We start from the raw sequence: 24324 nt of genomic DNA, 5'->3' as shown, positions 1-24324 counted from the left end.
GTCACTCGATCGGTCGTGCCCCGAGCTCGGACTTGAGAAGTTCGAGCGCGACCTGATCGGGATCGAGACGTTGTTCGGGGGCTCCGGTGCGTGCGTCGGCGACCATCTCGGCCCGCTCCTCGTCGGGGATGTCCTCGTCCGCGCGTGGCGGCTCGGGCTCCTCCGGCTCGGCCACCGGTTCGGGCGGCGGAGGCGCAGCCGCCGACTGGTCACGAGACCGGCTCGGGCGTGAATACGACTGCCGGGGCTTGGCCTGCTGCTTCGCGGACTGTGCGCCACCGGCCGCCGACGACGCGACCGCAGTGCCCGGCGCCTGGTGCACGGTGCGCACGTCGAGCGGTGTGCCGAAGACCTCGGAAAGCGCCTCCCGGATGATCGTCACCGCGTGCGGTGCCGAGAGTCGTCCGACGAGCACCTCGACCGGGTGGCCGATCACCACCGTGGTGCCCTCGAGATCGGCGATGACCGCCGCAGACAACATCGGCTCGAGACTCTTCGACCGCTCCCGCACCGCGGCCCGGATCTCCGGATAGCGTTTGCGGATCGCGTCGGCGTCGAGCCCGCCCGAGGGAGCCGGTTCTGGTTCCGGTTCCGGTTCTGGCTCCGGTTCGGGGCGCTTCGCCCGGACCGGCATCGCGTCGGGCGGCGGGACCGAGTACTCGTCGACCGGCTCGTCCGGCAGCGGGATGTCGTCGGTGTAGGACGGCTGGGCCGGCTCGGCAGCGGGTTCCCGGGCCGGCTCCGGAGCCGGTTCGGCCACCGGTGCCCGCGAGGGCGGTTCCGGTGCCGTCGGGGTGCCGCCGTTCCGGACGCCAGGGCGTACGGGTTCCGAGACCGGGGCCGGCGCGATGTTCTCTGCCTCGGGCTCTGCCCCGGGAAGGTCGAGAGTCGGTGCCGCAGCGTCGACTTCGAGAGCCTCGGCGTCGAGGGTCTCGGTGTCGGGAGTGTCGGCGTCGGCGGCGTCGAGATCCCCGAGATCGAGCGCCTCGGGTTCCAGCAGGGCGTCGGGGTCGGGAAGCGCGTCGGGATCGGGGATGGCGTCGAGCGCGGGCTGCTCGACACCCAGCTCCTCGAGCATGTCCGCGTCGTCGGTCTCGACGGCGGCAACCACGTCCACCGGCGGTGCGGCAGCGACCGGCTCCGCGGCGGGCGGCGCCGGGTCGGGCGGCGCCGGGTCGGGCTCGGAAACCGCAGGTGCAGAGGCGGGTTCGGCCGGCGCCGGTTCGACCGCCGCGGGCTTCACCGCCGGCACAGGCGGTTCGGGCGCGGTGGGTTCCGGAGCGGGCGCGGCGACCGGGGTGTCGGCCTCGGCAACCTCGGCCGCAGTGCGGCGTGCCTCCTCGGCCGCCTTCGCCTCTTCCATCACCTTGCGCTGCGACGGACGCACGAACTTCGGTTCCGGTTCGGGCTCAGCGGGTTTCGCGGGCACCGGGATCGACGTGGTGCCGATTCCCGACTCCAGACGCTCGAGCCGCTGCAGCAGAGCGGCGTCGTCGTTCGACACGCCGGGCAGCAGCATGCGCGCGCACATCACCTCGAGCAGGAGGCGCGGTGACGTGGTTCCGCGCATCTCGCCGAGGGCGTCGTGCACGATCTCGGCGAAGCGCGTCAACGAGGCGGGGCCGAGCGTCTCGATCTGGCTTTGCATGCGTGCGAGCTGATCACCGGGCGCCTCGACCAGGCCGCGGTCGGCGGCATCGGGAACGGCCTGCAGCAGGATCAGGTCGCGGAGCCGTTCGAGGAGATCGACCGCGAAGCGTCGTGGGTCGTGCCCCGCGTCGACGACCTTCTCGACGGCCCCGAACAGAGCCGCGCCGTCGGCCGACGCCAGCGCGTCGACGGCGGTGTCGATGAGTGCGACGTCGGTGACGCCGAGCAGCGCGAGTGCGCGCTCGTAGGCGACGCCCTGGTCGTCGGCGCCGGCGAGGAGCTGATCGAGGATCGACAGCGAGTCACGCGGCGAACCACCACCGGCACGGATGACCAGCGGGTAGACCTCGGGCGCGACGGTCACGCCCTCCCGCTCACAGATCTTCTCCAGCAGCCCGCGCATGACCGGCGGGGCGAGCAGACGGAACGGGTAGTGGTGCGTACGCGAACGGATCGTCGGCAGCACCTTCTCGGGTTCGGTCGTCGCGAACACGAAGATCAGGTGCTCCGGCGGCTCCTCCACGATCTTGAGCAGCGCGTTGAAGCCGGCGTTGGTCACCATGTGCGCCTCGTCGACGATGAACACGCGATAACGCGACTCGGCCGGCGCATAGAACGCGCGGTCGCGCAGCTCGCGGGTGTCGTCGACGCCGCCATGGCTGGCTGCGTCGAGTTCGATGACGTCGAGGTTGCCGGGACCGCCGGGAGCGAGAGCCACGCACGACGTGCAGGTGCCACAGGGACGCGAGGTGGGGCCCTCGACACAGTTCAGCGACCGCGCCAGGATTCGCGCCGACGACGTCTTGCCACACCCGCGCGGACCGGAGAACAGGTACGCGTGGTTGATGCGCCCCGAGTCGAGGGCACGGCTCAACGGATCGGTGACGTGCTCCTGCCCCACGACGTCGGCGAAGGTAGCCGGGCGATAGGTGCGATACAGAGCCACGCGTCGAGAGTACCGGCGACCCGTGACATCGGATGCGCCTGCCTCACACTGCGGGCGACGCCCCCGTCTCGGGTGCTTCACCCATCGACTCACCGGCGGTTCCGACCAGGTCATCGGCCATGTCGTCGGACACGTTCACCCGCTCGGCGTCGGCTCGTGCCGACGGTTCGACGACCCGCGGACTCCCGCCCTCGGCCGGCTCGCCGGCCAGTCCGCCGTCGGCGATGACCGCTGCCGCGACCCCCGGGGCGATGACCGCAGCCGGCTCGGCCGCGGTGGTCGAACGGGAGCCGAAAACCCGCAGGGCGACGACCGTCGCGATCAGGATTCCCACGAACGCGAACAGATAGGGGCTGACGGTGAACCAGTTGAGCCAGGTGACCCGCGTCTTCACGTAGAGCCCGGTGTAGTAGCCATCGGGAACGAGCGCGGGGACGTGCGTCGGCCACGCGAACGCGAGCAACACGAGCGCCGCAACACCCACCGCCGCCAGGCCCCGCTCGAGCTGGGTTCGCCTCAGGTCGAGGGCCAGGTGGACCCCGATCACCACGATCGGCACGAACCAGACCCAGTGGTGCCCCCACGACATCGGCGACACCACGCATGCGGTCATGCCGACGATGCTGATCGCGAGCAGTTCCTGGCCCCTGCGGTGGGCATAGGTGGCGACCGCGAATCCGGCGACGAGCGCGGTCAGTGCCAGGGCTCCCCACAGGAGTGTCGACGGGTGGTCGGTGTCGAGGTGGTTGGCGAGCATTCCGCGGATCGATTGGTTGCCGCGCAGTTGCGCCGAACCGACACGTTCGGACTGGAACAGCTTGCCGGTCCAGTAGGCCCAGGAGTCACGCGGCAGGACGATGAACCCGATCGCGACGGTCATGACGAAGCCGCCGATGACACCGAAGAACGCGCGCCAGTTGCGTTGCACCGCGTAGTAACCGGCGAAGATCAGCGGCGTGAGCTTGATCCCGGCGGCGATGCCGGCGCCCACGCCCTTGGTCCTGCTGGTGTCGGGACGGGTCAGGTCGGCCAGGATGAGGAGCATCAGGAAGACGTTGATCTGGCCGTACCAGATGGTGGTGCGGACGGGCTCGAGCAGCATCGCGACCGCGACGAGCGACATCGCGATGACCCGCAGCGGCCACGTCACCGGCCGGCCGAGACTGCGGAAGCTGAGCATGACGACGAGATAGAGGGCGACCACGATGCCCGCGGTCCACAACCATCGCGCCACGTCGAAGGAGATCAACGCGAGCGGAGTGAAGAGCAACGCCGAGAACGGTGAGTACGTGTAGTCGAGGTCGCCGATCATCTTGACGTCGTAGAGGCTGGCGCCTTCGGTGACCGCTTGAGCACCCTGCCGATAGACGGCCAGGTCGATCTGGTTGTTCAGCAGACCCCAGAACTGGGCTCCCCAGGGCACGACGACATCCTGGAGGACAAGAGCGATGACCCCCACGATGGCGAAACCGGATGCGAGAAGAACCGGCCTGGGCAGATTCACGATTTACAAGAGTGGCATAAGAGTCGGCACATACCGGCTACTCATCGCCGAATGAGAGCTATCTAACGCCGATCCGGCGTTTGACAGCGGCGTGTCGGCGAGACGAGTGGCTCAGCTGCGCTCCGCCAGGAGGGTCTCGGCCGAGGCGAGGAGCACGCACGTCGCGACCCCGTCCATCGCGGCCCGCAGGTCGTCGGTGTTCGGGAAGGTCGGTGCGAGACGGATGTTCCGGTCGTGCGGATCGGTCTTGTACGGGAACGCGGAACCTGCGCCGGTCAGCGCGATTCCGGCTTCCTTCGCCAGTTCGATGGTGCGTCGGGCGGCGCCGTCGACGACGTCGAGACTGATGAAGTACCCACCCTCGGGCTCCGACCACGAGGCGACCTTCGACTCGACCAGCCGGTCTTCGAGGATGTCGAGCACCAGCTTGAACTTCGGCGCCAGGATCTCGCGGTGGCGGGCCATGTGGGCGCGCACGCCGTCGGCGTCGCCGAAGAACTTGAGGTGACGCAGCTGGTTGACCTTGTCCGGGCCGATGGTCTTGAGGCCGAGGTACTTGCTGAACCACGCGAGGTTCTCGTCCGACGACCCGAAGAACGCCACCCCGCCGCCGGCGAAGGTGATCTTCGACGTCGAGCCGAGGACGTACACACGGTTGGGATGACCGGCCTCGGCGGCCATCTCGAGGACGCGCAGCGGCGTCGGTGGGGCCTCCACGAGGGTGTGCACCGCGTAGGCGTTGTCCCAGTAGATGCGGAAGTCGGGTGCCGCGGGCATCTCGAGCAGTCCGCGGGTCACCGCCTCGGAGAAGGTGACGCCGGTCGGGTTGGAGTAGGTGGGTACCGCCCAGAGGCCCTTGATGCTCGGGTCGTTGGCGACGAGTTCGGCGCAGAGGCGCACGTCCGGACCGTCGGGGAGCATCGGCACCGGGATCATCTCGATGCCGAAGCTCTCGGTGATCGCGAAGTGCCGGTCGTATCCGGGCGACGGGCACAGGAACTTGATCTTCTGGCGGCCCCACGGCTCGTCGGAGTCGGCGGTGCCGTGCAGCAGGCCGAAGACGGTGAGATCGTGCATGAGCTCGAGGCTCGAGTTGCCGAACGCGATCAGGTTCGCGGGGTCGACGGCGAGCAGCTCGCCGAAGACCTCGCGCAGCTCGGGCAGGCCGTTGAGGCCGCCGTAGTTGCGGGTGTCGGTGCCTTTGCCGTCGCGGTACTCGTCGCCGGGGAGCGACAGCAGCGCGTTGGAGAGATCGAGCTGCTCGGGAGCGGGCTTGCCGCGGGTGAGGTCGAGCTTCAGACCCAGAGCGGCCAGCTCGTCGTAACGCTTCTTCAGATCCGCCTGGGTGTCTCGTAGTTGGTCGACACTCATCGAGTGGAAATTCAACGTTAGACCTCTCGCGCTCGACGCCGGCGCGAGTGTCCGACGACGCAGACCTGGAAATGGAAATCGGGGATATAGGGGACCCCGCGCACCCGAGAGAGCCCGTTGACCCTTGCTGCCTTCCGGCCCTGGGGGAGTTCACAGGATGCACGCCGCGCGGGATCCGTCGTCCAGTGTAGCGAGGGTTCACAGCCGGGTGACACCGGGTGGTCACCACCCCCGCGACGGCCTCGGTCCGTGCAGGCGAGGCGGGTGATCGTCTCCCGGATACGACGAAGGTCCGGGGTGCGCTCCCTTGCGGGTCGTGCACCACGGACCTTCGGTGGCGGAGGATAGGGGATTCGAACCCCTGAGGGCTGTTAACCCAACCCGCGTTCCAGGCGAGCGCCATAGGCCACTAGGCGAATCCTCCAACGTCGAGATGATAGCCGCCGGGGACTCCCACACCCAAACCCGCTTGCCGGCCGCTCGGTCGGCACTAGGGTCGGGGCATGTCCGATTCCTCCCCCATCGTCGTGATCGGAGCGACCGGCGGACAGGGCGGTGCCGTCCTCGACGCGCTGCTCGACGCCGGTTTCGCGGTGCGCGCCCTCGTCCGCGACGCCGTGTCGTCGAAGGCCGCGGCGCTCGCCGACCGCGGTGTCGAACTCGCCGTCGGCGACATCGTGAGTGGCGTAGGACTCACCGATGCGTTCACCGGCGCGGCGGGAGCCTTCGCGCTGACGACGCCCTTCGAGTCCGGCGTCGACGCAGAGGTCGCCCAGGGCACCGCGCTGATCGAGTCGGCGACCGCGGCCGCGCTCCCCTACCTCGTCTTCTCGTCGGTGGCCTCCGCCGACCGCGACACCGCCGTCCCCCACTTCGACTCCAAGTTCGAGGTCGAGCGGATGCTCGCCGCCACCGACATCCCGCACACGATCGTCGGGCCGGCCTACTTCTACGACAACCTGCTCGCCGGGTCCGACGCGCTCGCCGCCGGCGTCATGCCGATCGCGATGCCTGCGGACCAACCGCTGCAACAACTCTCACGCCGCGATCTCGGCCGGTTTGTCGCGACGCTGTTCCGGAACCCGGGTGCGTACACCGGCGAACGGATCGACATCGCCTCCGACCAGCCGACGCCCCTGGAGATGGCGGAGATCGTCGGCGACGCACTCGGAACGACGGTCAGCGCGGAATCCTATGATCCCGAACGCATCCCGTCGCCCGACATGAGTGCGATGTTCACCTTCCTCGGCGAACGCGGCTACGAGGTCGACATCCCCGAACTGCACCGCCGGTTCCCCGACGTCGGATGGCAGACCTTCGCGGAGTGGGCGGCTGAAGCACTGCGCCGCTGAGGTGCCGCCAAAATCGCCAGTTCCGCCGCGAGGCGCCATTTGCAGCTAGCGCTTGCGCACCGAAGTAGCGCTCCTGCGAGCTGGGCGTCAGTCCTCGATCCGGTTGCCCTTCTCGTCCCAGTGTTCGGCGACCTTCTTGCTGGGTTGTACGCGCGGCGGTTCGCCCGGCATCTTGGGATAGCTGGGCGGGTAGGGCATGTCGCCCAACCCGTTCGCATCGTCTTGCTGGACCATCTCCAGCAGTTTCTCGATGCCGCGCCGGTGATCGGCGATGTCGGTCCACGGATCGCCGCGGCGCTCGAGCAGCTTCGGGACGGTTGCCATCGTGCAGTCGTCGGGATCGACGTCGGCCAGTTCGTCCCACGTCACCGGCGTCGACACCCGACCGATCGCGCTGCGTCGTACGGAGTACGGCGACGCCATCGTGCGGTCGCGGGCGTTCTGGTTGAAGTCGATGAAGATCCGTTCCCCGCGTTCCTCTTTCCACCACGACGTGGTGACCCGATCCGGGTCCCGGCGCTCCAGTTCACGGGCTATCGCGATGACACATCGCCGGGTGGCGATGAAGTCCCACAACGGCTCGATGGGGACGTACACGTGAATTCCTCGGCCACCCGACGTCTTCACGAAGCCCGTGAAGCCGAGTTCCTCGAGAAGCGGTTTCAACCCGTCGATCGCCACGCTCCGAACGTCGTCGAATGTCGTGCCGGGTTGCGGATCGAGGTCGATGCGGAGCTGATCGGGATGGTCGTTGTCCGGGTGCAGGGTCGGCCAGGTGTGGAAGGTGACGGTCCCCAGGTTCGCCGCCCACACCAGATCGGCCGGCACCGTCGGGCGGATGGCGTCCCCGGTTCGCTTGGACGGGAACATGATCGGCGTGGACTGCACGTGCTCGGGACGCTTCTTCGCGATGTGCTTCTGGTAGATCTCCTCCCCCTCCACGCCGTCGGGGAAGCGTTGCAGGAAGGTAGGCCGGTCGCGCGTCGCGCGCATGAGCGGCCCGTCGCCACTGTCGTCGATGCCGAGCGCGAGCGTCCGGTAGTAGCCGACGAGATCCCGCTTGCGGCCGCCGTTCTCGCCGAGCTCGGGGAAATAGATCTTGTCCGGGTTGCTGAGACGGACGGCGACCCCGTCGACGTCGAGTTCTTCTGCGGGAGAACGGGATGCCATGGTCATTCTCCTTCGAGGACGTCGTGCAGGTCGTAGGTGAGCGGAACCTCGAGCTGGCCGTAGCCACAACTCTCGGGATCCCGGTCCGGGCGCCAGCGGAGGAACTTCACGGTGTGGCGGAAGCGCTGGTTCTCCATCTGGTCGTAGGCGAACTCTGCGACCAGTTCGGGGCGGATCGGAATCCACTCCCCCGACTTCTCCGACCGCCATCGGGTGGGCTCGCCCGGTGACGGCTTGTCCGGGTCGAGGCGCATCGGCTCGAACATCTCCTGCAGCTCAACGCGTTTGGCGTCGGAGAACGCGCCCGCGCCCCCGACCATGCGCAACTCGCCGTCGTCGTCGTAGAGACCGAGGAGCATCGAGCCGATCCCCCTGCCCGACTTGTGGATCCGATAACCGAAGATCACGCAGTCCGCGGTCCGCTTGTGTTTGACCTTCAGCATCTCGCGCTTGTTCTCGACGTAGACGCCGTCGACACGCTTGGCGACGACGCCGTCGAGGCCGGCGCCCTCGAAGGCGGAGAACCAGTCCTCGGCGATCGACGCGTCGCTGGTGACGCGGCTGACGTGCATCCGCCGATCCCAGTCGCCGGGTCCGACCGCGCGCAGCAGCGCCTCTCGACGGACCTCGAACGGTTGTCCGTTCACCGCCGTCGATTCCAGTGCGAGTGCGTCGAAACCGATGAAGATCGCCGGCGTCTTCTCGGCGAGCATGTTGACCCTCGACTCGGCGGGATGGATGCGCTGCGCGAGCGAATCCCAGTCGAGCCGGTGGGTGTCGCCGATGAGTGCGGGTACCCCGATCTCGCCGTCGAGAACGACCCTGTCCGGCAGCTCGGCCTTCGCCGCGGCGACGATCTCCGGGAAGTACCTCGCCAGGTCTTTCCCACCGCGGGAGCCGATCGCCACCTCGTCGCCGTCGCGGAAGATCAGCGCGCGGAAACCATCCCACTTGGGTTCGTATGACCAGGCCGTCTCACCGTCGGGCTGCTGCGGCACGGCGGTGACCGCCTTGGCCAGCATCGGGGCTACGGGCGGCATGACCGGAAGATCCATGGCTTCACTGTTCCTCACTTCTCCGGGCGCTGGCAACGATCCGCCCGGGACTCCGGGGTGACCGTGGGGTCTGGCGCAGAGACAGACCATCGGCGAGACCGATTCTCATCGCGGGGCGTCGACGCGACGCGGTAACCTCGACGCGATGTCGACACAGCACGCAGCGGGCCGGTATGCGCCGTCCCCGTCGGGCGACCTCCACGTCGGCAACCTGCGGACGGCTGTGCTGGCCTGGCTGTTCGCCCGCACGACCGACCGCCGGTTCCTGATCCGCATGGAGGATCTCGACCGCGCGGTCGCCGGCGCCGACGCCCGGCAACTCGCCGACCTCGCCTCGCTCGGCATCGACTGGGAAACTCCCGTCGTCCATCAGACCGAACGACGTGACATCTACCGCGGCATCATCGCCCGGCTCCGCGAGGCCGGTCGCACCTTCGACTGCTACTGCACGCGACGCGAGATCCTCGAGGCCCCGTCCGCTCCCCACGCACCGCAGGGCGCCTACCCCGGCACCTGCCGGACACTGACCGACGCCGAACGCGCCCAGAAGATCGCCTCGGGACGGCCACCCGCGATCCGCATCCTGGCCGACACCACCGAGTTCACCGTCACCGACCTGCTCCACGGCACCTTCACCGGCATGGTCGACGACTTCGTGATCCAGCGCAACGACGGCACGCCCGCCTACAACCTGGCCGTCGTCGTCGACGACGCCGCACAGGGAGTCGATCAGGTCGTGCGCGGCGACGACCTGCTGTCGTCGGCTCCACGCCAGGCCTACCTCGCGACGCTGCTCGGTGAGACTCCACCGACCTATGCCCATGTGCCGATGGTGCTCAACCCGGACGGCGTCCGGCTCTCCAAACGCGACGGTGCCGTTACCCTCGCCGACCTTGCGGCCGACGGGGTTCCGGCCGCCACCGTCCTCTCGCACATCGCGCGGTCACTGGACCTCGCAGACCCCGGCGAGACCGTCGACCTCCCCACGCTCGCAAGCCGTTTCGACCCAGACGCCCTGCCCCGGGAGCCCTGGCTGCTGGGCCCAGCGGAGTGGGAATGAGCTGAGGGGCCTACCGCGCCTACACCCCAGGCAGCGGGGTCGTCTTCACGCAGTCGTCGCCAGCAGTCTCTGCAACAGGTCGTTGAGAGTGATCAACCCGATGGCCCGACCGGAGTCGGTGACCAGCGCGAGGTGGGCCCGGCGTTCACGCATGGCGGCGAGCGCCTCGTAGACCGGTTGCCCGGACTCGAACCGCAGCATCGGACGCATGAGGTCGGCGGCTGTCGCGTCCGGCGCCGCGCGCAGGCTGTCGCGCACGTGCACGACGCCGTGCACCGGGCCCCGATCAGCGTCGCGCACCAGCAGCCGCAGATGCCCCGAAATCCGTCCGGCAGTCTGGATCTCGTCGGCACTCGCGGTCGGCAGCACCGCGCCCAGGGTGTCGCTGGGCGTGACGACGTCGCCGAGCGTCAGCGATTCCAGTTCGAGCGCGCTGGTCAGATGCGCGTGATACCGCTCGTCGAGTGTTCCGACCGTCGCCGAGTGCTCGACGAGGTGGCGCAACGCGTCGCTGTCCTGGCCGGTGGCGACCTGGTCCACGGGTTCGACGCCCACGCGCCGCAAACACCAGTTGGCCAGGTGGTTGAGCTGCACGATGATCGGCCGCGTGAGCCACATGAAAGCCCGCATCGGCAGGGCCAGCACGATCGCCGACCGCTCCGGGTGCGCGATCGCCCACGACTTCGGGGCCATCTCGCCGACCACCAGGTGCAGGAAGGTCACGATGATGAGCGCCAGCACGAAGCCGACGATGTCGGCGGACCAGTACGGCAGGCCCCACGTCTCGAACAGCGGCGTGAGCCAGTGATGCACAGCAGGTTTCGTGACCGAACCCAGCGCCAGGGTGCAGACGGTTATGCCGAGCTGCGAACCCGCGAGCAACACCGACAGCTCCGATGCGCTACGCAGGGCCGCACGGGCGCTACTACTCGTTGCGGCCTCGTCCTCGAGCCGATGGCGTCGGGCCGCGATCAGAGCGAACTCGACGGCGACGAAGAAAGCACTCGCCGCGATGAGCGAGACGGTGATCACCCCGATGACCCACGGGTTATCCATTGTCGGCCTCCCGTCCGGTGTCCGATCCTGCTGCGTCGGTGCTCACTTCGGTTCCGAGTGTCATCGACACCAGCGCCGGCACATGCTTCTCGACCTCGAGGACATCGACGCGCACCACGCGGGGTGGCGCCTCGTCGTCGTCGAGGACCGAGGCCGGATCGGGATCGATGGTGATCTCGACGGTCTCCCCGACCTCGGGCAACCCGACGAACTCGGCGATCACCAGTCCGGCGATCGTCTCGTAGTCGCCTTCGGGTAGTTCCCAACCGATCGCACGGGACACCTCGTCGACGTGGGCGTCACCGCGGACACGCCAGCCGCCGGCGGTCTTCTCGATCGCCGCGGAGGTCTCCGGGTCGTGCTCGTCGTCGATCTCGCCCACCAGTTCCTCGGCGATGTCCTCGGCGGTCACGACGCCGGCGAAGCCGCCGTACTCGTCGATGACGATGGCCATCTCCTCGTGTGCGTCAGAGAGGTTCTCCAGCACCTCCGGCAGCGGCAGGGTCGACGGGACGACGACCGCGCGGCGGCAGAGGTCACCCGCGGTGGCCGTCGGGACAGCCTGCGCGGGTTGTTTTTTCAGCGCGTACGACCACTCGAGAAGGTCGTGGAGATGGACCACGCCGAGAACTTCGTCGTCACCGGCGACCGGGTACCGGGTGTGCCCGGTACTCATCAGAGCGAGTACCTCGGAGGCGGGCAGCGACGCGTCCACCTGGTCGGTGTGCGGACGCGGGATCATCGCGTGTTCGGCTGTGCGCGTCGGGAACTCCAGCACGCGGTCGAGCAGCACGGACAGGTCCTCGGGAAGCTCACCGGCATCGCGCGACTCGGCGACGATGTGTTCGAGGTCGCGGACCGACGCGGAGTGTTCGACGTCGTGGACCGGCTCGATCCGCAGTGCGCGCAGCAACAGGTTCGACGCCTTGTCGAACAACGCGATCAGCCAGCCGAACACGGCGAGGTAGATCGCTGTCGACCGGGCGAGCCAGAGCGCGACCGGTTCCGGCCGGGCGATCGCGAGATTCTTGGGGAAGAGTTCGCCGAAGACCATCTGCACGACGGTGGAGAACAGGATCGCGATGACCGTGCCGATCGCGACACCGACACCCACCGGGATGCCGACGTTGCTCAGCAGGTCACCGACCCCGGAACCGATCAGCGGTTCGGCGACGTAACCGACGAGCAGGCCGGTGACGGTGATGCCGAGCTGGGCACCGGACAGCATGAACGAGGTTCGCCGGGTGACGGAGAGGGCGCGCTTCGCTGCGGCGTCACCGGATTCGGCGCGGGCCTTCAGGCGGGAGCGGTCGACCGCCATGAAGCCGAATTCCTGGGCCACGAAGTAGCCGGTGACGGCGGTGATCGCGAGGACGACCAGGATTCCCAGGAAGATTCCGAGAACGGTCAGCATGTCGCCATCCGATCAGCGTCGACGCCTGGGACGTCGGGATGGATCTCGCAGTGGACTGCGTGTCCGGAACGCGGGTCAGGGCCCGGTTCGGGGCAGGGTGCGGACGGGTGTCGTCGGCGTTTTCGGCGCTTAGCGCGTCTCATCGTCTCTCTCGCTGGTACTCGATTACCCCTACAGGGTGCCGAGTGTTCGGGGGTGTACGCAACCTCGTTGCGATGGGGTCACAACGAATCACCGTTCCGCGCGGTTCCGGGACGTGACCCACCACACGGCTTCGGGGACGCGTTCAGTCCCGCGTCGAACCGTAGTAGCGGCGCAGGAACTCGTCCCGGTACTCGACGTACGTGCCGTCCTCGATCGCCTGTCGTGCGCGGTCGACCAGCGTGATGATGAACGACACGTTGTGCAGGGTCGCCAGCGTCGGACCGAGACCCTCCTTCGCCTTGAAAAGGTGATGCAGATAGGCGCGGCTGTACTGCGAGGTGTAGTTCTCGATCTCGGGATCGAGCTGCCGGAAGTCGTTGCGGTACTTCGCGTTCGTGATGTTGTACCGACCGTCGAGCGAGTAGATCGCGCCGTTGCGCGCGACTCGCGTGGGCGACACGCAGTCGAAGGTGTCCACGCCGTTCTCGATGGCGGTGAAGATGTCGTCGGGTTCACTGATGCCCAACAGGTGCTTCGGCGCATCCTCGGGCAGTTCGTCGTTGACCCAGCCGACGATCCGGCCGAGGTTGTGCTTCTCGAGGGCGCCGCCGATGCCGTAGCCGCCGAATCCCTTGCCGCCGGCCTCCCGGTCGGCCTCGCTCAGCGCGACGAGGTCGCGGGACGCCTTGCGTCGCAGATCCTCGTACTGGGCTCCCTGGATCACGCCCCACAACGCCTGCTGGGGCCGGTGTGCCCGTTCGACGCTCAGGCGGTTGTGCTCGGCCAGACACCGGATGGCCCACTGTCGGGTGCGTTCCAGCGAATTCTCTTGATACACCCGGGTGTTCATCAACGTGGTGAGTTCGTCGAAGGCGAAGATGATGTCCGCACCGAGCTGATGCTGGATCTGCATCGACACCTCGGGCGTGAAGCGATGCGCCGAGCCGTCGAGGTGCGACTTGAACGTCACGCCGTCGTCGTCGACGCGGGAGAGCCGTTCCTTGCCGTTCGCGGTGAGCTCGTCGTCGGGGTTGCCGACCTCCATCGCGATGACCTTCTTGAAGCCGGCGCCGAGCGACATGACCTGGAACCCGCCACTGTCGGTGTAGGTCGGGCCCGACCAGTTCATGAAGGCACCGAGTCCGCCGGCCTGATCGATGATCTCGGGGCCCGGCTGCAGGTACAGGTGGTAGGCGTTCGCGAGGACGGCCTGAGCACCCAGCTGCGCGACCGACTCGGGCAGGACGGTCTTCACCGTCGCCTTGGTACCCACCGGCACGAAGGCGGGCGTCAGGATCGCGCCGTGCGGGGTGTTGATCACCCCGGTGCGGCCGCGGGTGCCGGGCAGGGTGGTGCCGACGGTGTAGGCGGGGTCGGCGACTTCGGTTCCGGTACTGCTCACCGGTGCATCCTCCCAGGTCGGCCCCCTCCACCCAAACCGGCGGCGGCGCCGTCGGGCCCATCGGCGACCACGACGACCGATCGGTCCGGCATTCCGGGATTCGCTACGGTGGGGACCATGTCGTGCAGAACGCGCCGCGCCGTCTCCTCCGGGACCAGGGTCGCCACCACCGCACTCGGCCTGTCGTTGGCCCTGTTCACACTGTCCGCGTGCGGTGCGGAACAGGATGTCACCGACACCTCCGCGAGCGCCGGTGACAGCGCGGCCGCATCGGCGGAGCAACCCGCCGACGCCCCGTCGACATCGGCACCCGTCGTCCCCGGGCGCAAGCCCGCGTCGGCCCGTGCCGACTCGGTCACACCGGGCGCCGACGCGGAAGGATCGACCCGGGGCGGGCCCGGCGCCACCTGCGGCAGCATCCCCGGCCCCGACGGCGCGCTGCGTGTGCTGATCCTGTCCGGCGACGTCGACTGCGACAAGGCGACGTCGATCGCCGGCGAGTACGGCCCCAAGATCGTCTCCGGCGCGCAGCAGTCGGTCTCCGGCTGGACCTGCGGGCCATCGCAGCTGCAGGGCGTGCTCGCCGCCTGCCAGAAGGACACGACGGTCATCGGTTTCGCTCCCTGATCCGAACTCGCTGACCGAACTGTCTTGACTCTCACGCGACGTCAGACCCCAAGGTTGCTCATGTGAGTGACGAGAAGCACCGACCGCACCCCGCTCCCTCGTCGGACCTGACCGTGGGCCTCGTCGCGGGGATGGTCGGCGTGAGTGTCCGCACACTGCACCACTACGACCGGATCGGTCTGGTGACACCGTCGCGCCGCACGCAGCGGGGTACCGCGTCTACGACGACGCCGACGTGGCACGGCTCTGCCGTGTCCTGACCTACCGCGAACTGGGCTTCTCACTCGAGCAGATAGCGACCCTGCTCGACGATCCCGATGCCGACGAACTGCATCAGCTCCGGGCGCAGCACGAGCTGCTCACCGACCGGATCGATCACTTGCATCGGATGGTTGCAGCGGTGGAGGAGATGATGAGCGCGAAGAAGCAGGGAATCCAGCTGTCGGCGGCCGAACAACCCGAGATCTTCGGCGAGGGCCGGCCCGGCGAGGAGTACGCGGCGGAGGCCGAGGAACGGTGGGGCGAGACCGACGCGTGGCAGGAGAGCCAGAAGCGCGCCGCCCGATTCTCGAAGGAGGACTGGCAGCAGATCAAGGCCGAGACCGATCGCCTCGAACGACGCGATGCTCCGAGGACTCACGCCCGGTTTCCGCTCACTCGTCGAGGTAGCGCTTCCGGAGCGCTTCCGGCACAGCGGGATCCAGTCCCAGTCCGTCGCGGAAGTAGCCCTCGATGTCGCCGAACTGTGCGGTCATCTCCTCGAACGCCCCCTCGAGGTAGTTCCGCTGGACGCCGAGGATCGGCTTCAACACCTCGGGGTCGCCGCCGGCCGCCTGGAACGCGGCGAAGACCGGGTGCAGTGCCGGGATCAGTTCGTCGTTCGTGAGGAGGTAGTCCTCGAACACCTCGTCCCGGCCGACGCCGAGCACGGTGAGGAACGTTGCCGCCGCCCAGCCGGTCCGATCCTTGCCGGTCGTGCAATGGAACAGTGCCGCACCCGGCAACGCGGGCTCGGCGAGCGCAGTGAACAGCCGGTGGTACGCAGCATGGGCGCTGGGCAGGCTCAGGATCTGTCGGTAGGTGCCCTCCATCAGCTCCGCCGCCTTACCTCCCCCGAGTGCCTCGCTCGCTGCAGCGACCGCGGCCGGATCGGCGACCACCTCGTTGAGGCGTGCCGGGATCGCGGTCGACGAGTCGGCCAGCACGTCGAGGGGAACCTCCACGACACCGGGCAGGGCCGGGTCCGGCGCGGCCGAACGCTCGGCAACCGTGCGGAGGTCGTAGACGGCCGTGATCCCCAACGCGTCGAATTTCGTGAGGTCATCACCCGCCAACCGGTGGAGCTCGGTGGACCGGAACACCAGACCGGACCGCACACGGCGTCCATCGGCGGTCGTCCACCCACCGAGGTCCCGGAGGTTCGGAACGGTGGAAAGGGACACGGCGTGGGCGTGGGTGAGATCGGTCATGACGAAAGATTCTGACAGGCCGATCCGAGTGGCCCCCGACAACGACTGGGTCCAGTGACCGAAATGTGCCACCGATTCACATACGACAAACCTGATGAGGCACTCCGGTGGCGTCGCGACGACGAGAAGTTATCCCGATCTTTGGCGTTACTCGCAGGTAACGGCAATATCGTGCCGTCTTCGGGGATTGCCCTGGCCCAGCGTTTCTTTCCCCCGGAAATGGGACCACGAAACCCAGTCCGTGGGATTCAGGACACATCATGAGGATTACAGCCGTTCACCCCAAACGTGCTGTTCGCGGACCCAGCGGGCACCTCGAACCGGACCCGGAGCCGTTACAGGTTGCCGGGGCGAATTTCGTGCCAGATTCGCCCTCTGTGACCTGCGCGTTCGCATTGAAATGCCGGATATGCCTGAGCTAAGTTCCAATGTATGTCCAGCAAAGTGACTGTTCACGGTCGCACAATCATCCGAGACACTCGGGTATTCGACGGGACGTCCGAAGGACTGATCGAGGGCACAGACCCACTCATCGAGGGCGACGCCGCGCGAATCTTAAAGAACCTCTGAATTCACCCCCAGCCTGTCGTACTGCTCACCGGCGGTACGGCAGGCGAGTCGGTTATGCCGACACAACGACAGAAAGTTGGACGATGTGGTCTTCGGATCGGGCGGCAGCGATGCGTGATGCCCCGGAGCCTGGCGGCACCCCCTCTGACGCGACCCTGATCGAAGGCCACGGACTCTCCGTGGATGCTTCCTGGGGCCACATCTACGGCCCGGTCGACCTTCGGGTCCGCACCGGCGGGGTCACGGTCATCGCCGGGCCGGAGGGCCGAGGCCGCACCGCACTGCTCCTCACCCTCGCAGGTCGCATGAAGCCGACGAAGGGTGAGCTGGTCGCCTTCGACCGCGCCAACGACGCCCACCACCTGTTCGAGAACGCGGCCGTCGCGTGGATCGACGAGGTCGACGGGATCGAACAGACCATCCGTGTCAGCGACGTCATCACCGAGCAGATCCGGTGGTCGGCGCCTTGGTACAAGTGGGTCACGCCCGCGCGCGAGGAAGACCTCGAGCGCATCTGCCGACCCGTCTTCGGCCCCTACCCCCTTCCCGCGATGGAATCGTTCGTCGAGGAACTCCCCGAGCTGACCGCGGCTCTCTTCCGGATCGCCGTGGGCAACCTGCGCCGTCCGCCACTGCTGGTCGTCGGCGGAGTGGACAACCTGACCCGGCGCGAGAACCAGGTCCATCTCATGGACCGCCTCGTCGACCTGGGCCGCACCCAGACGGTGATCACCGCCGACATCAACGCCGTGTCCCCGGCCGGCGGCGTCCGTGACGTCATCCCCGTCGACAACCTCACAGATGGCCAGTTCGTCGGCCTCGAGCACGAAGATCGGACGTAGGAACATGTTTGCCGCATTCTCGCCGGGCAGCGACATCAAGCGCTACTACCGGGGCCGGATGCCCCGGCTGGCGCTCGTGGTCATCATGCTCATGCCGCTCCTCTACGGCGCGATGTACCTGTGGGCGTTCTGGAATCCGTTTGCCGCCGCCGACAAGATCCCCGTCGCACTCGTCAACGAGGACACCGGTGCAGTCGTCGAAGGGCAGAAACTCGACGCCGGCTCCCAGGTCGCGGCCGGACTGATCGAGTCCAAGCAGCTCGATCTGCACGAGGTCTCCGCCGCCGAGGCCGCCGACGGTGTCGCGCACGGCAAGTACTACTTCTCGATCACGCTGCCCGCCGACTTCAGCAAGGCGATCGCCTCGCCCACGAGCGACAAGCCGCGTTCGGCGCCGCTGGTGTTCACCTACAACGACGCCAACAACTACCTGGCGACGATCATCGGTCAGGACGCCGCCCAGCAGGTCGTCAACAAGGTCAGCGCACAGGTCGGCGCGCAGACGTTCGAGATCGTCCTCAACGAGGTCGGGGACCTCACGCCCAAGCTGACGGAAGCGGCCGACGGCGCGAACGAACTTGCCGCCGGTCTGAAGACCGCCGACTCGGGCGCTCAGGAGCTCGCGTCCGGTCTCGGCCAACTCGACTCCGCACTGATCAAGGCCACCGATCCCCTGCTCAACGCACTCGGCGCCGACCAGACCGGTCTGTCCTCAGCCGAGGTGAATGCGGCCGCAGATCGACTCGCCCGCAATGCCGGAGCGGCGTCGAACGAACTCACGACCGCCGCGAATCAGCAGTCGCAGGCCAGCAAGGGCCTCGACTCGGTCATCGCCCAGCTGAGTTCGTCGCCGGATCCCACGATGCGATCTCTCGCCAATGCCCTTTCCCCCGCACAACAGTTCCTGCGCACCAGCGGACTCGGACCGGACGCGAACAACCAGCTCACCCAGCTGAACAACGACGCCAACGTGCTCTCGCAGCAGCTCGGCAATCCGAACAGCCCCCTCCGCCTCGGCCTCACCCTCGTCGAGAACGGCGGCCTTCGCAACGACATCCTCGCCGCACGCGGTGCCGCCAACGAACTGAAGAGCGGCTCAGCCGAACTCAGCTCTGGCCTCGGTGAGCTGAGCGCGGGTGCCGACGAACTGGCGTCCGGTCTGGAAGAAGGGGTCAAGGCCATCCCGTCCTGGACCAACCAGGAGAAGACGGAGATCGCCAAGACGTTGGCACAGCCCGTCGCCCTGCAAGAGGACTACACACACGAGGCCCCGACCTTCGGTACCGGCTTCGCACCGTTCTTCATGTCCCTGGCACTGTTCGTCGGCGGCATCATCACCTGGATGTTGTTGACGCCGTTGCAGTCCCGCCCGATCGTCCAGGGCTTCTCGTCGCTGCGCGTCGTATTGGCCTCGTACGCACCCGCTTTCGCCATCGGCTTCATCCAGGCGACCGTCCTGTACACGGTGGTCACCTTCGCGGTCGGGCTGCGTGCCGAGTACCCGATAGCCACGTTCCTGTACCTGTTGCTCGTGGTCGCGACCTTCATGGCGATGATCCAGATGTTCAACGCGGTCTTCGACGTCGCGGTCGGACGTGTTGTGACACTGGCGTTCCTGATGATCCAGCTGGTGTCCGCGGGTGGTATCTATCCCGTGCCGACCACGGCCACGCCGTTCCAGTACATCCACTACGTAGACCCGATGACCTACACGGTGGAGGGCCTCCGACAACTCACGGTCGGCGGCATCGACTACCGACTGTGGCTCGCCATCGGTGTCCTCAGCGGAATCACCCTGGGCTGCCTGCTCATCTCGTCGTGGGCCGCCCGTCGAAACCGCCAGTACACGATGGACCGTCTGTATCCGCCGGTGGAAGTCTAGGGAGGTCGAGACAGGCAAGCCCCCGTGACTGTCGTCTACCTCGAGTAGATCGCTTCAACCGCCCCATTTCCGGTATTGAGCGCCTTAGCATCTGAACACCAGGAGGAATACATGACACCCAAATCGAACTCGCAGGCCCGCGCCACGACCAACATCGGCGACAACCTGAATCTGCGGACCGTCTTCACCCGCCCGGGCGAGGCCACCGATCTGCCCAAGTTCTCGATGGCCGACGACATGCTGCTGCCCGAGACCGCCTACCAGATCGTCCACGACGAGGCGATGCTCGACGGCAACGCGCGCCTGAACCTGGCGACCTTCGTGTCGACCTGGATGGACGACGAGGCGAAGAAGCTCTACTCCGAGACCGTCGACAAGAACATGATCGACAAGGACGAGTACCCGCAGACGGCCGCCATCGAGGACCGCTGCTGGAAGATCCTCGCCGACCTCTGGCACAACCCGAACGTCGACAACGCCATCGGCACCTCGACCATCGGTTCGTCGGAGGCCTGCATGCTCGGCGGCCTGGCCCTCAAGCGCCACTGGCAGGCCCGCCGCAAGGCCGAGGGCAAGTCCACCGAGACCCCGAACCTGGTGCTGTCCACCGCCGTTCAGGTCTGCTGGGAGAAGTTCTGCAACTACTTCGAGGTCGAGCCCCGCTGGGTGCCGATCAGCCCCGACCACATGGTCCTCGACGGCCACGAGCTCGAGAAGTACGTCGACGAGAACACCATCGGCGTCGTCGCCATCATGGGCCAGACCTACACCGGCATGTACGAGCCGGTGAAGCAGATCGCCGCCAAGCTGGACCAGATCCAGGCCGACACCGGCCTCGACGTGAAGATCCACGTCGACGGCGCGTCGGGCGCGATGATCGCTCCGTTCTGCCAGCCCGACCTGGAGTGGGACTTCCGCGTCGACCGCGTCGTCTCCATCAACACCTCGGGCCACAAGTTCGGCCTCGTCTACCCGGGTGTCGGCTGGATCGTGTGGCGCGACACCGAGGCGCTGCCGGAGAGCATGGTCTTCCACTGCAGCTACCTCGGTGGCGACATGCCCACCCTGGCTCTGAACTTCTCGCGTCCCGGCGCCCAGGTGCTGCTGCAGTACTACCAGTTCCTGCGCCTCGGCCGTGAGGGCTACCGCCAGGTCCAGCAGGGTTCGCTCGACGTCGCGCAGTGGCTGTCGTCGGAGATCGCCAAGATCGACGCCTTCGAGCTCGTCAGCAAGGGCGACACCATCCCGGTCTTCGCATGGCGCCTGAAGTCGGGCCACACCGACAACTGGAACCTCTACGACCTGTCTGATCGCCTGCGCATGAAGGGCTGGCTGGTCCCGGCCTACCCGATGGCCGACGACCTCGCCGACCTCACCGTCCAGCGCATCGTCGTCCGCGCCGGCCTGAGCCACGACCTCGCGCGTGCCCTCATCGCCGACATCCAGACCGAGGTCGACTTCCTCGATCGTCTCGAGGGCCCGATCCCGGCCGAGGGTGAGCGCTCGCACTTCCACCACTGATCGCCGAGATCGTCGCGATCCCCTGATGTGTCCCCGGCCTGGCATCCCTTCCAGGCCGGGGACGCATCGTCGCATTCACAGACAGGTAGAAAATGAGTATTGCCGCGTCAGCCCCCAGACGCAGCACGGTCTTCATCCCGACCCTGAACAAACAGTGTTGGGGCTTCATGATCGGATCCGCACTCTTCGCGTTGAGCGCGGCGCCGGGCTTCGGCAGCTCGGCTGGATCGTCGGCCGTCAATCTCTGCTGCTTCGTCGGGGCGTGGTTCTTCACCGCCGCCGGCCTGATCCAGCTGATCCTGAGCGGCCCCGTGACGACCAAGGTCGACTACGGCAGCGGCATCATGGTGCGCGCCGACTGGCTCGCGGCGTCGACCCAGTCGTTGGGAACGATCCTGTTCAACGTGAGCACCACCGCGGCACTCACCGCGCATTCGATCCCCTCCCAGAGAGAGTTCGTCTGGTCGCCGGATGCCGGCGGATCGATCCTCTTCCTCGTCAGCGGCTTCATGGCCGTTCGCGGCTACCGGCACGCACACAAGTTCTTCGACCCGGGTTCGGCCGGCTGGTGGTCGGTGCAGATCAACCTCATCGGATGCATCGCCTTCGGCGTCGCCGCGGTGGGCGCCTACGTGTCCAAGGGCGGAGTCACGGTCGACACGGCGATGGCGAACTGGGGAACCTTCATCGGAGCGATCTGCTTCTTCCTGGCGTCCCTCGTGGTCCTCCCGGCCTGGGACCGCAACTCCGCGGGTGAGTCGGCATGACCGGACCACTTACACAACCGAATCCCGGCGAGGGCGCTCGGGCACCGGGGAGCCGGGGATGACCGAGCTGTTCCGGGACGATGTCTCGTCGGACCCCCTCCCGCCGAAGGTGATCGAGACGTGGGAGCGCCGTGTCGGCGTGCACCGCAGCAACATCCATGCCGAACCGATCCGGCTCACCGGACCCGACGGAATGCGCCACTACGGGCAGCACGTCGAGGTGCGGACCGATGACCCCGGTTCGTTCGACTCGCTGATGTACGTACGTCAGCTCTCGATGATCGGCACGTTCTGCAGCCTGCACACCCCGCTCGAGGTGTCGCGGAACCCGCGCCTCATCTCCGAACAGCCCTCCGAAGACCTGGTCATCGGGGTGCACACCCTGGAGGGCAAGCACATCATCCGCCAGGGGTCACGCGATTTCGCCTACGGCCCCGGGCAACTCGCCTTCGTCAGCAATGCATCCCCCTACCTCGAGCGGACCTTCGAGATCAATGACCCTGCGGGCCTGGTGATCCCGCTCGAACTCCTCGGGAACCAGCGCCGCGTCGCCGAGCAGGCCCGCCGGCCGGTCGCCTCTCACACCCTGCTGGCGCGCGCCACCGCATCGTTCATCCTTCAGTTCGCGTCGGACACCGCGGTCGGCGTGACCGAACCCGGCCCGGACACGGAGATGGCCGCCATCGAATTGGTTCGCGCTGCACTCGGACAGCTCGACTACGACAATCGACAGATCACCGACAACGCCCTTTTCGTGCGGGAGGCGGTCTCCGACCTCATCGAGCGTCACCATCGCGATCCCTCGTTCACCCCGAACGCGATCGCCCGCTACCTGCACATCAGCCGCCGTCAGCTGTACCGGCACTTCGAGGACACCGAGGACTCGTTGGCCGCACGCATCGCCGACCGCAGACTCAAGACCGCCTGCGAGTTCCTCCGGACACGTCCGGACATGGCGGTCTCCGAGGTGGCCAGGATCTCCGGCTTCCCGTCGAGTCCCACGATGCGCAACCGCTTCCGGGCCGAACTCGGGATCGGCCCGAGCGAATACCGCGCCCGCGCGGCCGCCGAGGCCGACCCCGTGGAGAACTGGGAATCACCGACCGCGTGACACGCGGCCGGCCCGGACCTCAGCTCAGCAGGGCCTGCGCCACCCGCTCCAGTGCGGCGACGCGACTTCCTTTGACCAGTACCGCATCTCCTCCGGCGAGGTCGCCGAGTGCGGCAACCGCTTCGTCGACGCCGGAGGTGTGGCGCGCGGTGTCGCCGTAGTCGGGTTCGTCGACCGCGATGACCTCGATGCCGAGTTCGTGTGCCTCGAGTGCGATCGCGTGATGCTGGGCCGGAGAGTCCGATCCGAGTTCTGCCATGGTGCCGAGAACGGCGACGCGTCGTCCCGCGGGCAGCGCGGCGAGCGACTTCAGTGCCGCCGACATCGACGTCGGGTTCGCGTTGTAGGCGTCGTTGAGCACGATCGTGCCGTCGGCGTTCTTCGCGAGTTCCATTCGCAGACCGGACAATTCGGCGGCAGACATACCATTGGCGATGTCCTCGACGGACACTCCGAGACCGCCGCCGGCCGCCGCGGCCGCGAGCGCGTTGGGGACCTGGTGCTCACCCCGCGCACCGAGGCGCACGTCGGTCGAACCCCACGGCGTGTGCAACCGGAACGATGCTCGCAGCTCGTCGTCGACGACGATGTCCGACGCGTACACGTCGGCGTCCGGCGACAGGCCGTACCGCAGCACCCGGGCCGAGGTGCGCTCCGCCATCGCCGCGACGTACCGGTGATCGGCGTTCAGAACCGCGATCCCGTCGGCCGGAAGGGACTCGACCAGCTCACCCTTCGCGCGGGCCACCGATTCGATGTCCCCGAACAACTCGAGGTGGACACCTTCGACGCGCGTGATCACGCCGACGGTCGGGCTCGCGATGGAGCACAGCAGGTCGATGTGGCCGATCCCGCGCGCACCCATCTCGAGGACCACGGCTTCGACGTCGTCGGCCGCGCCCGCCAGGGTCAGCGGAAGGCCCAGTTCGTTGTTGAAGGACTTCTCGCTCGCCGCGGTGCGGTAGGTGGTCTGCAGGACCCCGGCCAGGAGGTCCTTGGTGGAGGTCTTGCCGACCGAGCCGGTGATGCCCACGACGCGGTCGGGAATACGGCCGCGGACCGCACGCCCGAGATCAGCGAGGGCCAGGGCGGTGTCGGGGACGCGAATGGCGGTGCCGCGAGAGACCTCCGCGCGCGAGGTGAAGTACGCCGCCGCGCCGCTCTCCAGGGCCGACGGGATGAAGTCGTGACCATCCCGCTCGGCGACGATCGGCACGAAGAGCTGACCCGGCCGGACATTGCGCGAGTCGATGCTCGCCCCGTCGATCTGCACGTCGGGACCGATCAACTCGCCGCCGACGGACGCTGCGACCTCACTCGCCAAGAAATGCACGACCTCACGCTAGCCGACGTCCGCGGACCGGCTTCCCGAGCCGTCTGCGCTGCTGGTCGAGCCGTGTCGAAACCCACA

18 protein-coding genes, 1 tRNA gene, 1 other RNA gene and 1 pseudogene are annotated in these 24324 nt (G+C 67.6%); 9 read left to right on the top strand and 12 right to left on the bottom strand.

The features are described from left to right. Position 1: 1 nt before the first annotated feature. The 5 genes from BJF87_RS16345 to BJF87_RS16325 all read right to left on the bottom strand — a co-directional run bounded on the left by BJF87_RS16345 (position 2) and on the right by BJF87_RS16325 (position 5895). Positions 2–2596, bottom strand: a complete 2595-nt coding sequence (locus BJF87_RS16345; protein WP_075863558.1) for a DNA polymerase III subunit gamma and tau — start codon at positions 2594–2596, stop codon at positions 2–4. 43 nt (positions 2597–2639) lie between these two features. Continuing rightward, positions 2640–4100 (bottom strand): glycosyltransferase 87 family protein, encoded by a 1461-nt coding sequence (locus tag BJF87_RS16340; protein ID WP_035754412.1) that lies wholly within the window; start codon positions 4098–4100, stop codon positions 2640–2642. A gap of 111 nt (positions 4101–4211) precedes the next feature. Further along, positions 4212–5486: an aminotransferase class I/II-fold pyridoxal phosphate-dependent enzyme gene (locus BJF87_RS16335; protein WP_035754406.1), complete on the bottom strand. Its 1275-nt coding sequence runs from the start codon at positions 5484–5486 to the stop codon at positions 4212–4214. A gap of 70 nt (positions 5487–5556) precedes the next feature. After that, an RNA gene (gene ffs, locus BJF87_RS16330) (signal recognition particle sRNA small type) lies at positions 5557–5651 on the bottom strand. A 155-nt stretch (positions 5652–5806) separates the two neighbouring features. Further along, a tRNA-Ser gene (locus BJF87_RS16325) sits at positions 5807–5895 on the bottom strand. A 79-nt stretch (positions 5896–5974) separates the two neighbouring features. Between BJF87_RS16325 and BJF87_RS16320 the strand changes: the two genes are divergently transcribed. Further along, positions 5975–6823, top strand: coding sequence for an NmrA/HSCARG family protein (locus tag BJF87_RS16320; protein ID WP_006358954.1), 849 nt, complete (start codon positions 5975–5977; stop codon positions 6821–6823). Between the two features lie 87 nt (positions 6824–6910). Here the strand turns inward: BJF87_RS16320 and BJF87_RS16315 are convergent, their stop codons facing one another. Then, a complete protein-coding gene (locus BJF87_RS16315) occupies positions 6911–7993 on the bottom strand; it encodes a DNA polymerase domain-containing protein (protein WP_075863557.1) in 1083 nt (360 codons plus the stop codon). 2 nt (positions 7994–7995) lie between these two features. Beyond that, the gene (locus BJF87_RS16310) at positions 7996–9048 is read right to left on the bottom strand and encodes an ATP-dependent DNA ligase (RefSeq protein ID WP_075863556.1); all 1053 of its coding nucleotides are present in this window, start codon (positions 9046–9048) and stop codon (positions 7996–7998) included. Between the two features lie 145 nt (positions 9049–9193). On the opposite strand from BJF87_RS16310, the gene gluQRS reads away from it, so the two are divergent. After that, positions 9194–10108 carry a tRNA glutamyl-Q(34) synthetase GluQRS gene (gene gluQRS / locus BJF87_RS16305; RefSeq protein WP_075863555.1) on the top strand — a complete coding sequence of 305 codons (915 nt, stop codon included), beginning with the start codon at positions 9194–9196 and terminating at the stop codon, positions 10106–10108. Between the two features lie 45 nt (positions 10109–10153). On the opposite strand, the gene BJF87_RS16300 is transcribed toward gluQRS, so the two are convergent. The 3 genes from BJF87_RS16300 to tgt all read right to left on the bottom strand — a co-directional run bounded on the left by BJF87_RS16300 (position 10154) and on the right by tgt (position 14124). After that, positions 10154–11164, bottom strand: a complete 1011-nt coding sequence (locus BJF87_RS16300) for a hemolysin family protein (RefSeq protein WP_075863554.1) — start codon at positions 11162–11164, stop codon at positions 10154–10156. Continuing rightward, positions 11157–12578, bottom strand: coding sequence for a hemolysin family protein (locus BJF87_RS16295; RefSeq protein WP_075863553.1), 1422 nt, complete (start codon positions 12576–12578; stop codon positions 11157–11159). The genes BJF87_RS16300 and BJF87_RS16295 overlap by 8 nt, the downstream gene beginning before the upstream one ends. 286 nt (positions 12579–12864) lie before the next feature. After that, positions 12865–14124 carry a tRNA guanosine(34) transglycosylase Tgt gene (gene tgt / locus BJF87_RS16290; RefSeq protein ID WP_075863552.1) on the bottom strand — a complete coding sequence of 420 codons (1260 nt, stop codon included), beginning with the start codon at positions 14122–14124 and terminating at the stop codon, positions 12865–12867. A gap of 117 nt (positions 14125–14241) precedes the next feature. On the opposite strand from tgt, the gene BJF87_RS16285 reads away from it, so the two are divergent. Both BJF87_RS16285 and BJF87_RS16280 read left to right on the top strand, forming a co-directional pair. Next, complete coding sequence (locus tag BJF87_RS16285; RefSeq protein WP_084813223.1) at positions 14242–14751, top strand: hypothetical protein; 510 nt, start codon at positions 14242–14244, stop codon at positions 14749–14751. A 131-nt stretch (positions 14752–14882) separates the two neighbouring features. Further along, positions 14883–15373, top strand: a pseudogene (locus BJF87_RS16280) (MerR family transcriptional regulator); the annotation flags it as partial. Positions 15374–15404: 31 nt separating this feature from the next. On the opposite strand, the gene BJF87_RS16275 reads toward BJF87_RS16280, so the two are convergent. Further along, positions 15405–16220 (bottom strand): tyrosine-protein phosphatase, encoded by an 816-nt coding sequence (locus tag BJF87_RS16275; RefSeq protein ID WP_075863551.1) that lies wholly within the window; start codon positions 16218–16220, stop codon positions 15405–15407. 680 nt (positions 16221–16900) lie between these two features. Here BJF87_RS16275 and BJF87_RS16270 point away from each other — a divergent pair. The 5 genes from BJF87_RS16270 (at position 16901) to BJF87_RS16250 (ending at position 22913) form a co-directional block, all read left to right on the top strand. Next, positions 16901–17632 (top strand): ATP-binding cassette domain-containing protein, encoded by a 732-nt coding sequence (locus BJF87_RS16270; RefSeq protein WP_005200505.1) that lies wholly within the window; start codon positions 16901–16903, stop codon positions 17630–17632. Between the two features lie 4 nt (positions 17633–17636). Further along, positions 17637–19514 carry a YhgE/Pip domain-containing protein gene (locus BJF87_RS16265; RefSeq protein ID WP_075863641.1) on the top strand — a complete coding sequence of 626 codons (1878 nt, stop codon included), beginning with the start codon at positions 17637–17639 and terminating at the stop codon, positions 19512–19514. 111 nt (positions 19515–19625) lie between these two features. Then, positions 19626–21035: a glutamate decarboxylase gene (locus tag BJF87_RS16260; RefSeq protein WP_006358942.1), complete on the top strand. Its 1410-nt coding sequence runs from the start codon at positions 19626–19628 to the stop codon at positions 21033–21035. Positions 21036–21127: 92 nt separating this feature from the next. Then, a complete protein-coding gene (locus tag BJF87_RS16255; RefSeq protein ID WP_075863550.1) occupies positions 21128–21802 on the top strand; it encodes a hypothetical protein in 675 nt (224 codons plus the stop codon). A gap of 58 nt (positions 21803–21860) precedes the next feature. Further along, positions 21861–22913, top strand: coding sequence for a helix-turn-helix domain-containing protein (locus BJF87_RS16250; protein ID WP_075863549.1), 1053 nt, complete (start codon positions 21861–21863; stop codon positions 22911–22913). Between the two features lie 19 nt (positions 22914–22932). Here the strand turns inward: BJF87_RS16250 and murF are convergent, their stop codons facing one another. Then, positions 22933–24246 carry a UDP-N-acetylmuramoyl-tripeptide--D-alanyl-D-alanine ligase gene (murF, locus tag BJF87_RS16245; RefSeq protein WP_075863548.1) on the bottom strand — a complete coding sequence of 438 codons (1314 nt, stop codon included), beginning with the start codon at positions 24244–24246 and terminating at the stop codon, positions 22933–22935. Between the last annotated feature and the right edge of the window lie 78 nt (positions 24247–24324).

This window comes from Gordonia sp. CNJ-863, from assembly GCF_001942325.1.
Classification (GTDB): Bacteria; Actinomycetota; Actinomycetes; order Mycobacteriales; family Mycobacteriaceae; genus Gordonia; species Gordonia alkanivorans.
Note: the sequence above shows the minus strand (reverse complement) of the source record. Positions and strands in the feature narration are given on the sequence as shown.

Coding starts and splice junctions, on each gene's coding strand:
- BJF87_RS16275 (WP_075863551.1), bottom strand. CDS start 16,220: ATGACCGATCTCACCCACGCCCACGCCGTGTCCCTTTCCACCGTTCCG.
- BJF87_RS16270 (WP_005200505.1), top strand. CDS start 16,901: ATGCGTGATGCCCCGGAGCCTGGCGGCACCCCCTCTGACGCGACCCTG.
- gluQRS (WP_075863555.1), top strand. CDS start 9,194: ATGTCGACACAGCACGCAGCGGGCCGGTATGCGCCGTCCCCGTCGGGC.
- BJF87_RS16250 (WP_075863549.1), top strand. CDS start 21,861: ATGACCGAGCTGTTCCGGGACGATGTCTCGTCGGACCCCCTCCCGCCG.
- BJF87_RS16295 (WP_075863553.1), bottom strand. CDS start 12,578: ATGCTGACCGTTCTCGGAATCTTCCTGGGAATCCTGGTCGTCCTCGCG.
- BJF87_RS16310 (WP_075863556.1), bottom strand. CDS start 9,048: ATGGATCTTCCGGTCATGCCGCCCGTAGCCCCGATGCTGGCCAAGGCG.
- BJF87_RS16315 (WP_075863557.1), bottom strand. CDS start 7,993: ATGGCATCCCGTTCTCCCGCAGAAGAACTCGACGTCGACGGGGTCGCC.
- BJF87_RS16265 (WP_075863641.1), top strand. CDS start 17,637: ATGTTTGCCGCATTCTCGCCGGGCAGCGACATCAAGCGCTACTACCGG.
- BJF87_RS16320 (WP_006358954.1), top strand. CDS start 5,975: ATGTCCGATTCCTCCCCCATCGTCGTGATCGGAGCGACCGGCGGACAG.
- BJF87_RS16285 (WP_084813223.1), top strand. CDS start 14,242: ATGTCGTGCAGAACGCGCCGCGCCGTCTCCTCCGGGACCAGGGTCGCC.
- BJF87_RS16300 (WP_075863554.1), bottom strand. CDS start 11,164: ATGGATAACCCGTGGGTCATCGGGGTGATCACCGTCTCGCTCATCGCG.
- BJF87_RS16255 (WP_075863550.1), top strand. CDS start 21,128: ATGAGTATTGCCGCGTCAGCCCCCAGACGCAGCACGGTCTTCATCCCG.
- BJF87_RS16260 (WP_006358942.1), top strand. CDS start 19,626: ATGACACCCAAATCGAACTCGCAGGCCCGCGCCACGACCAACATCGGC.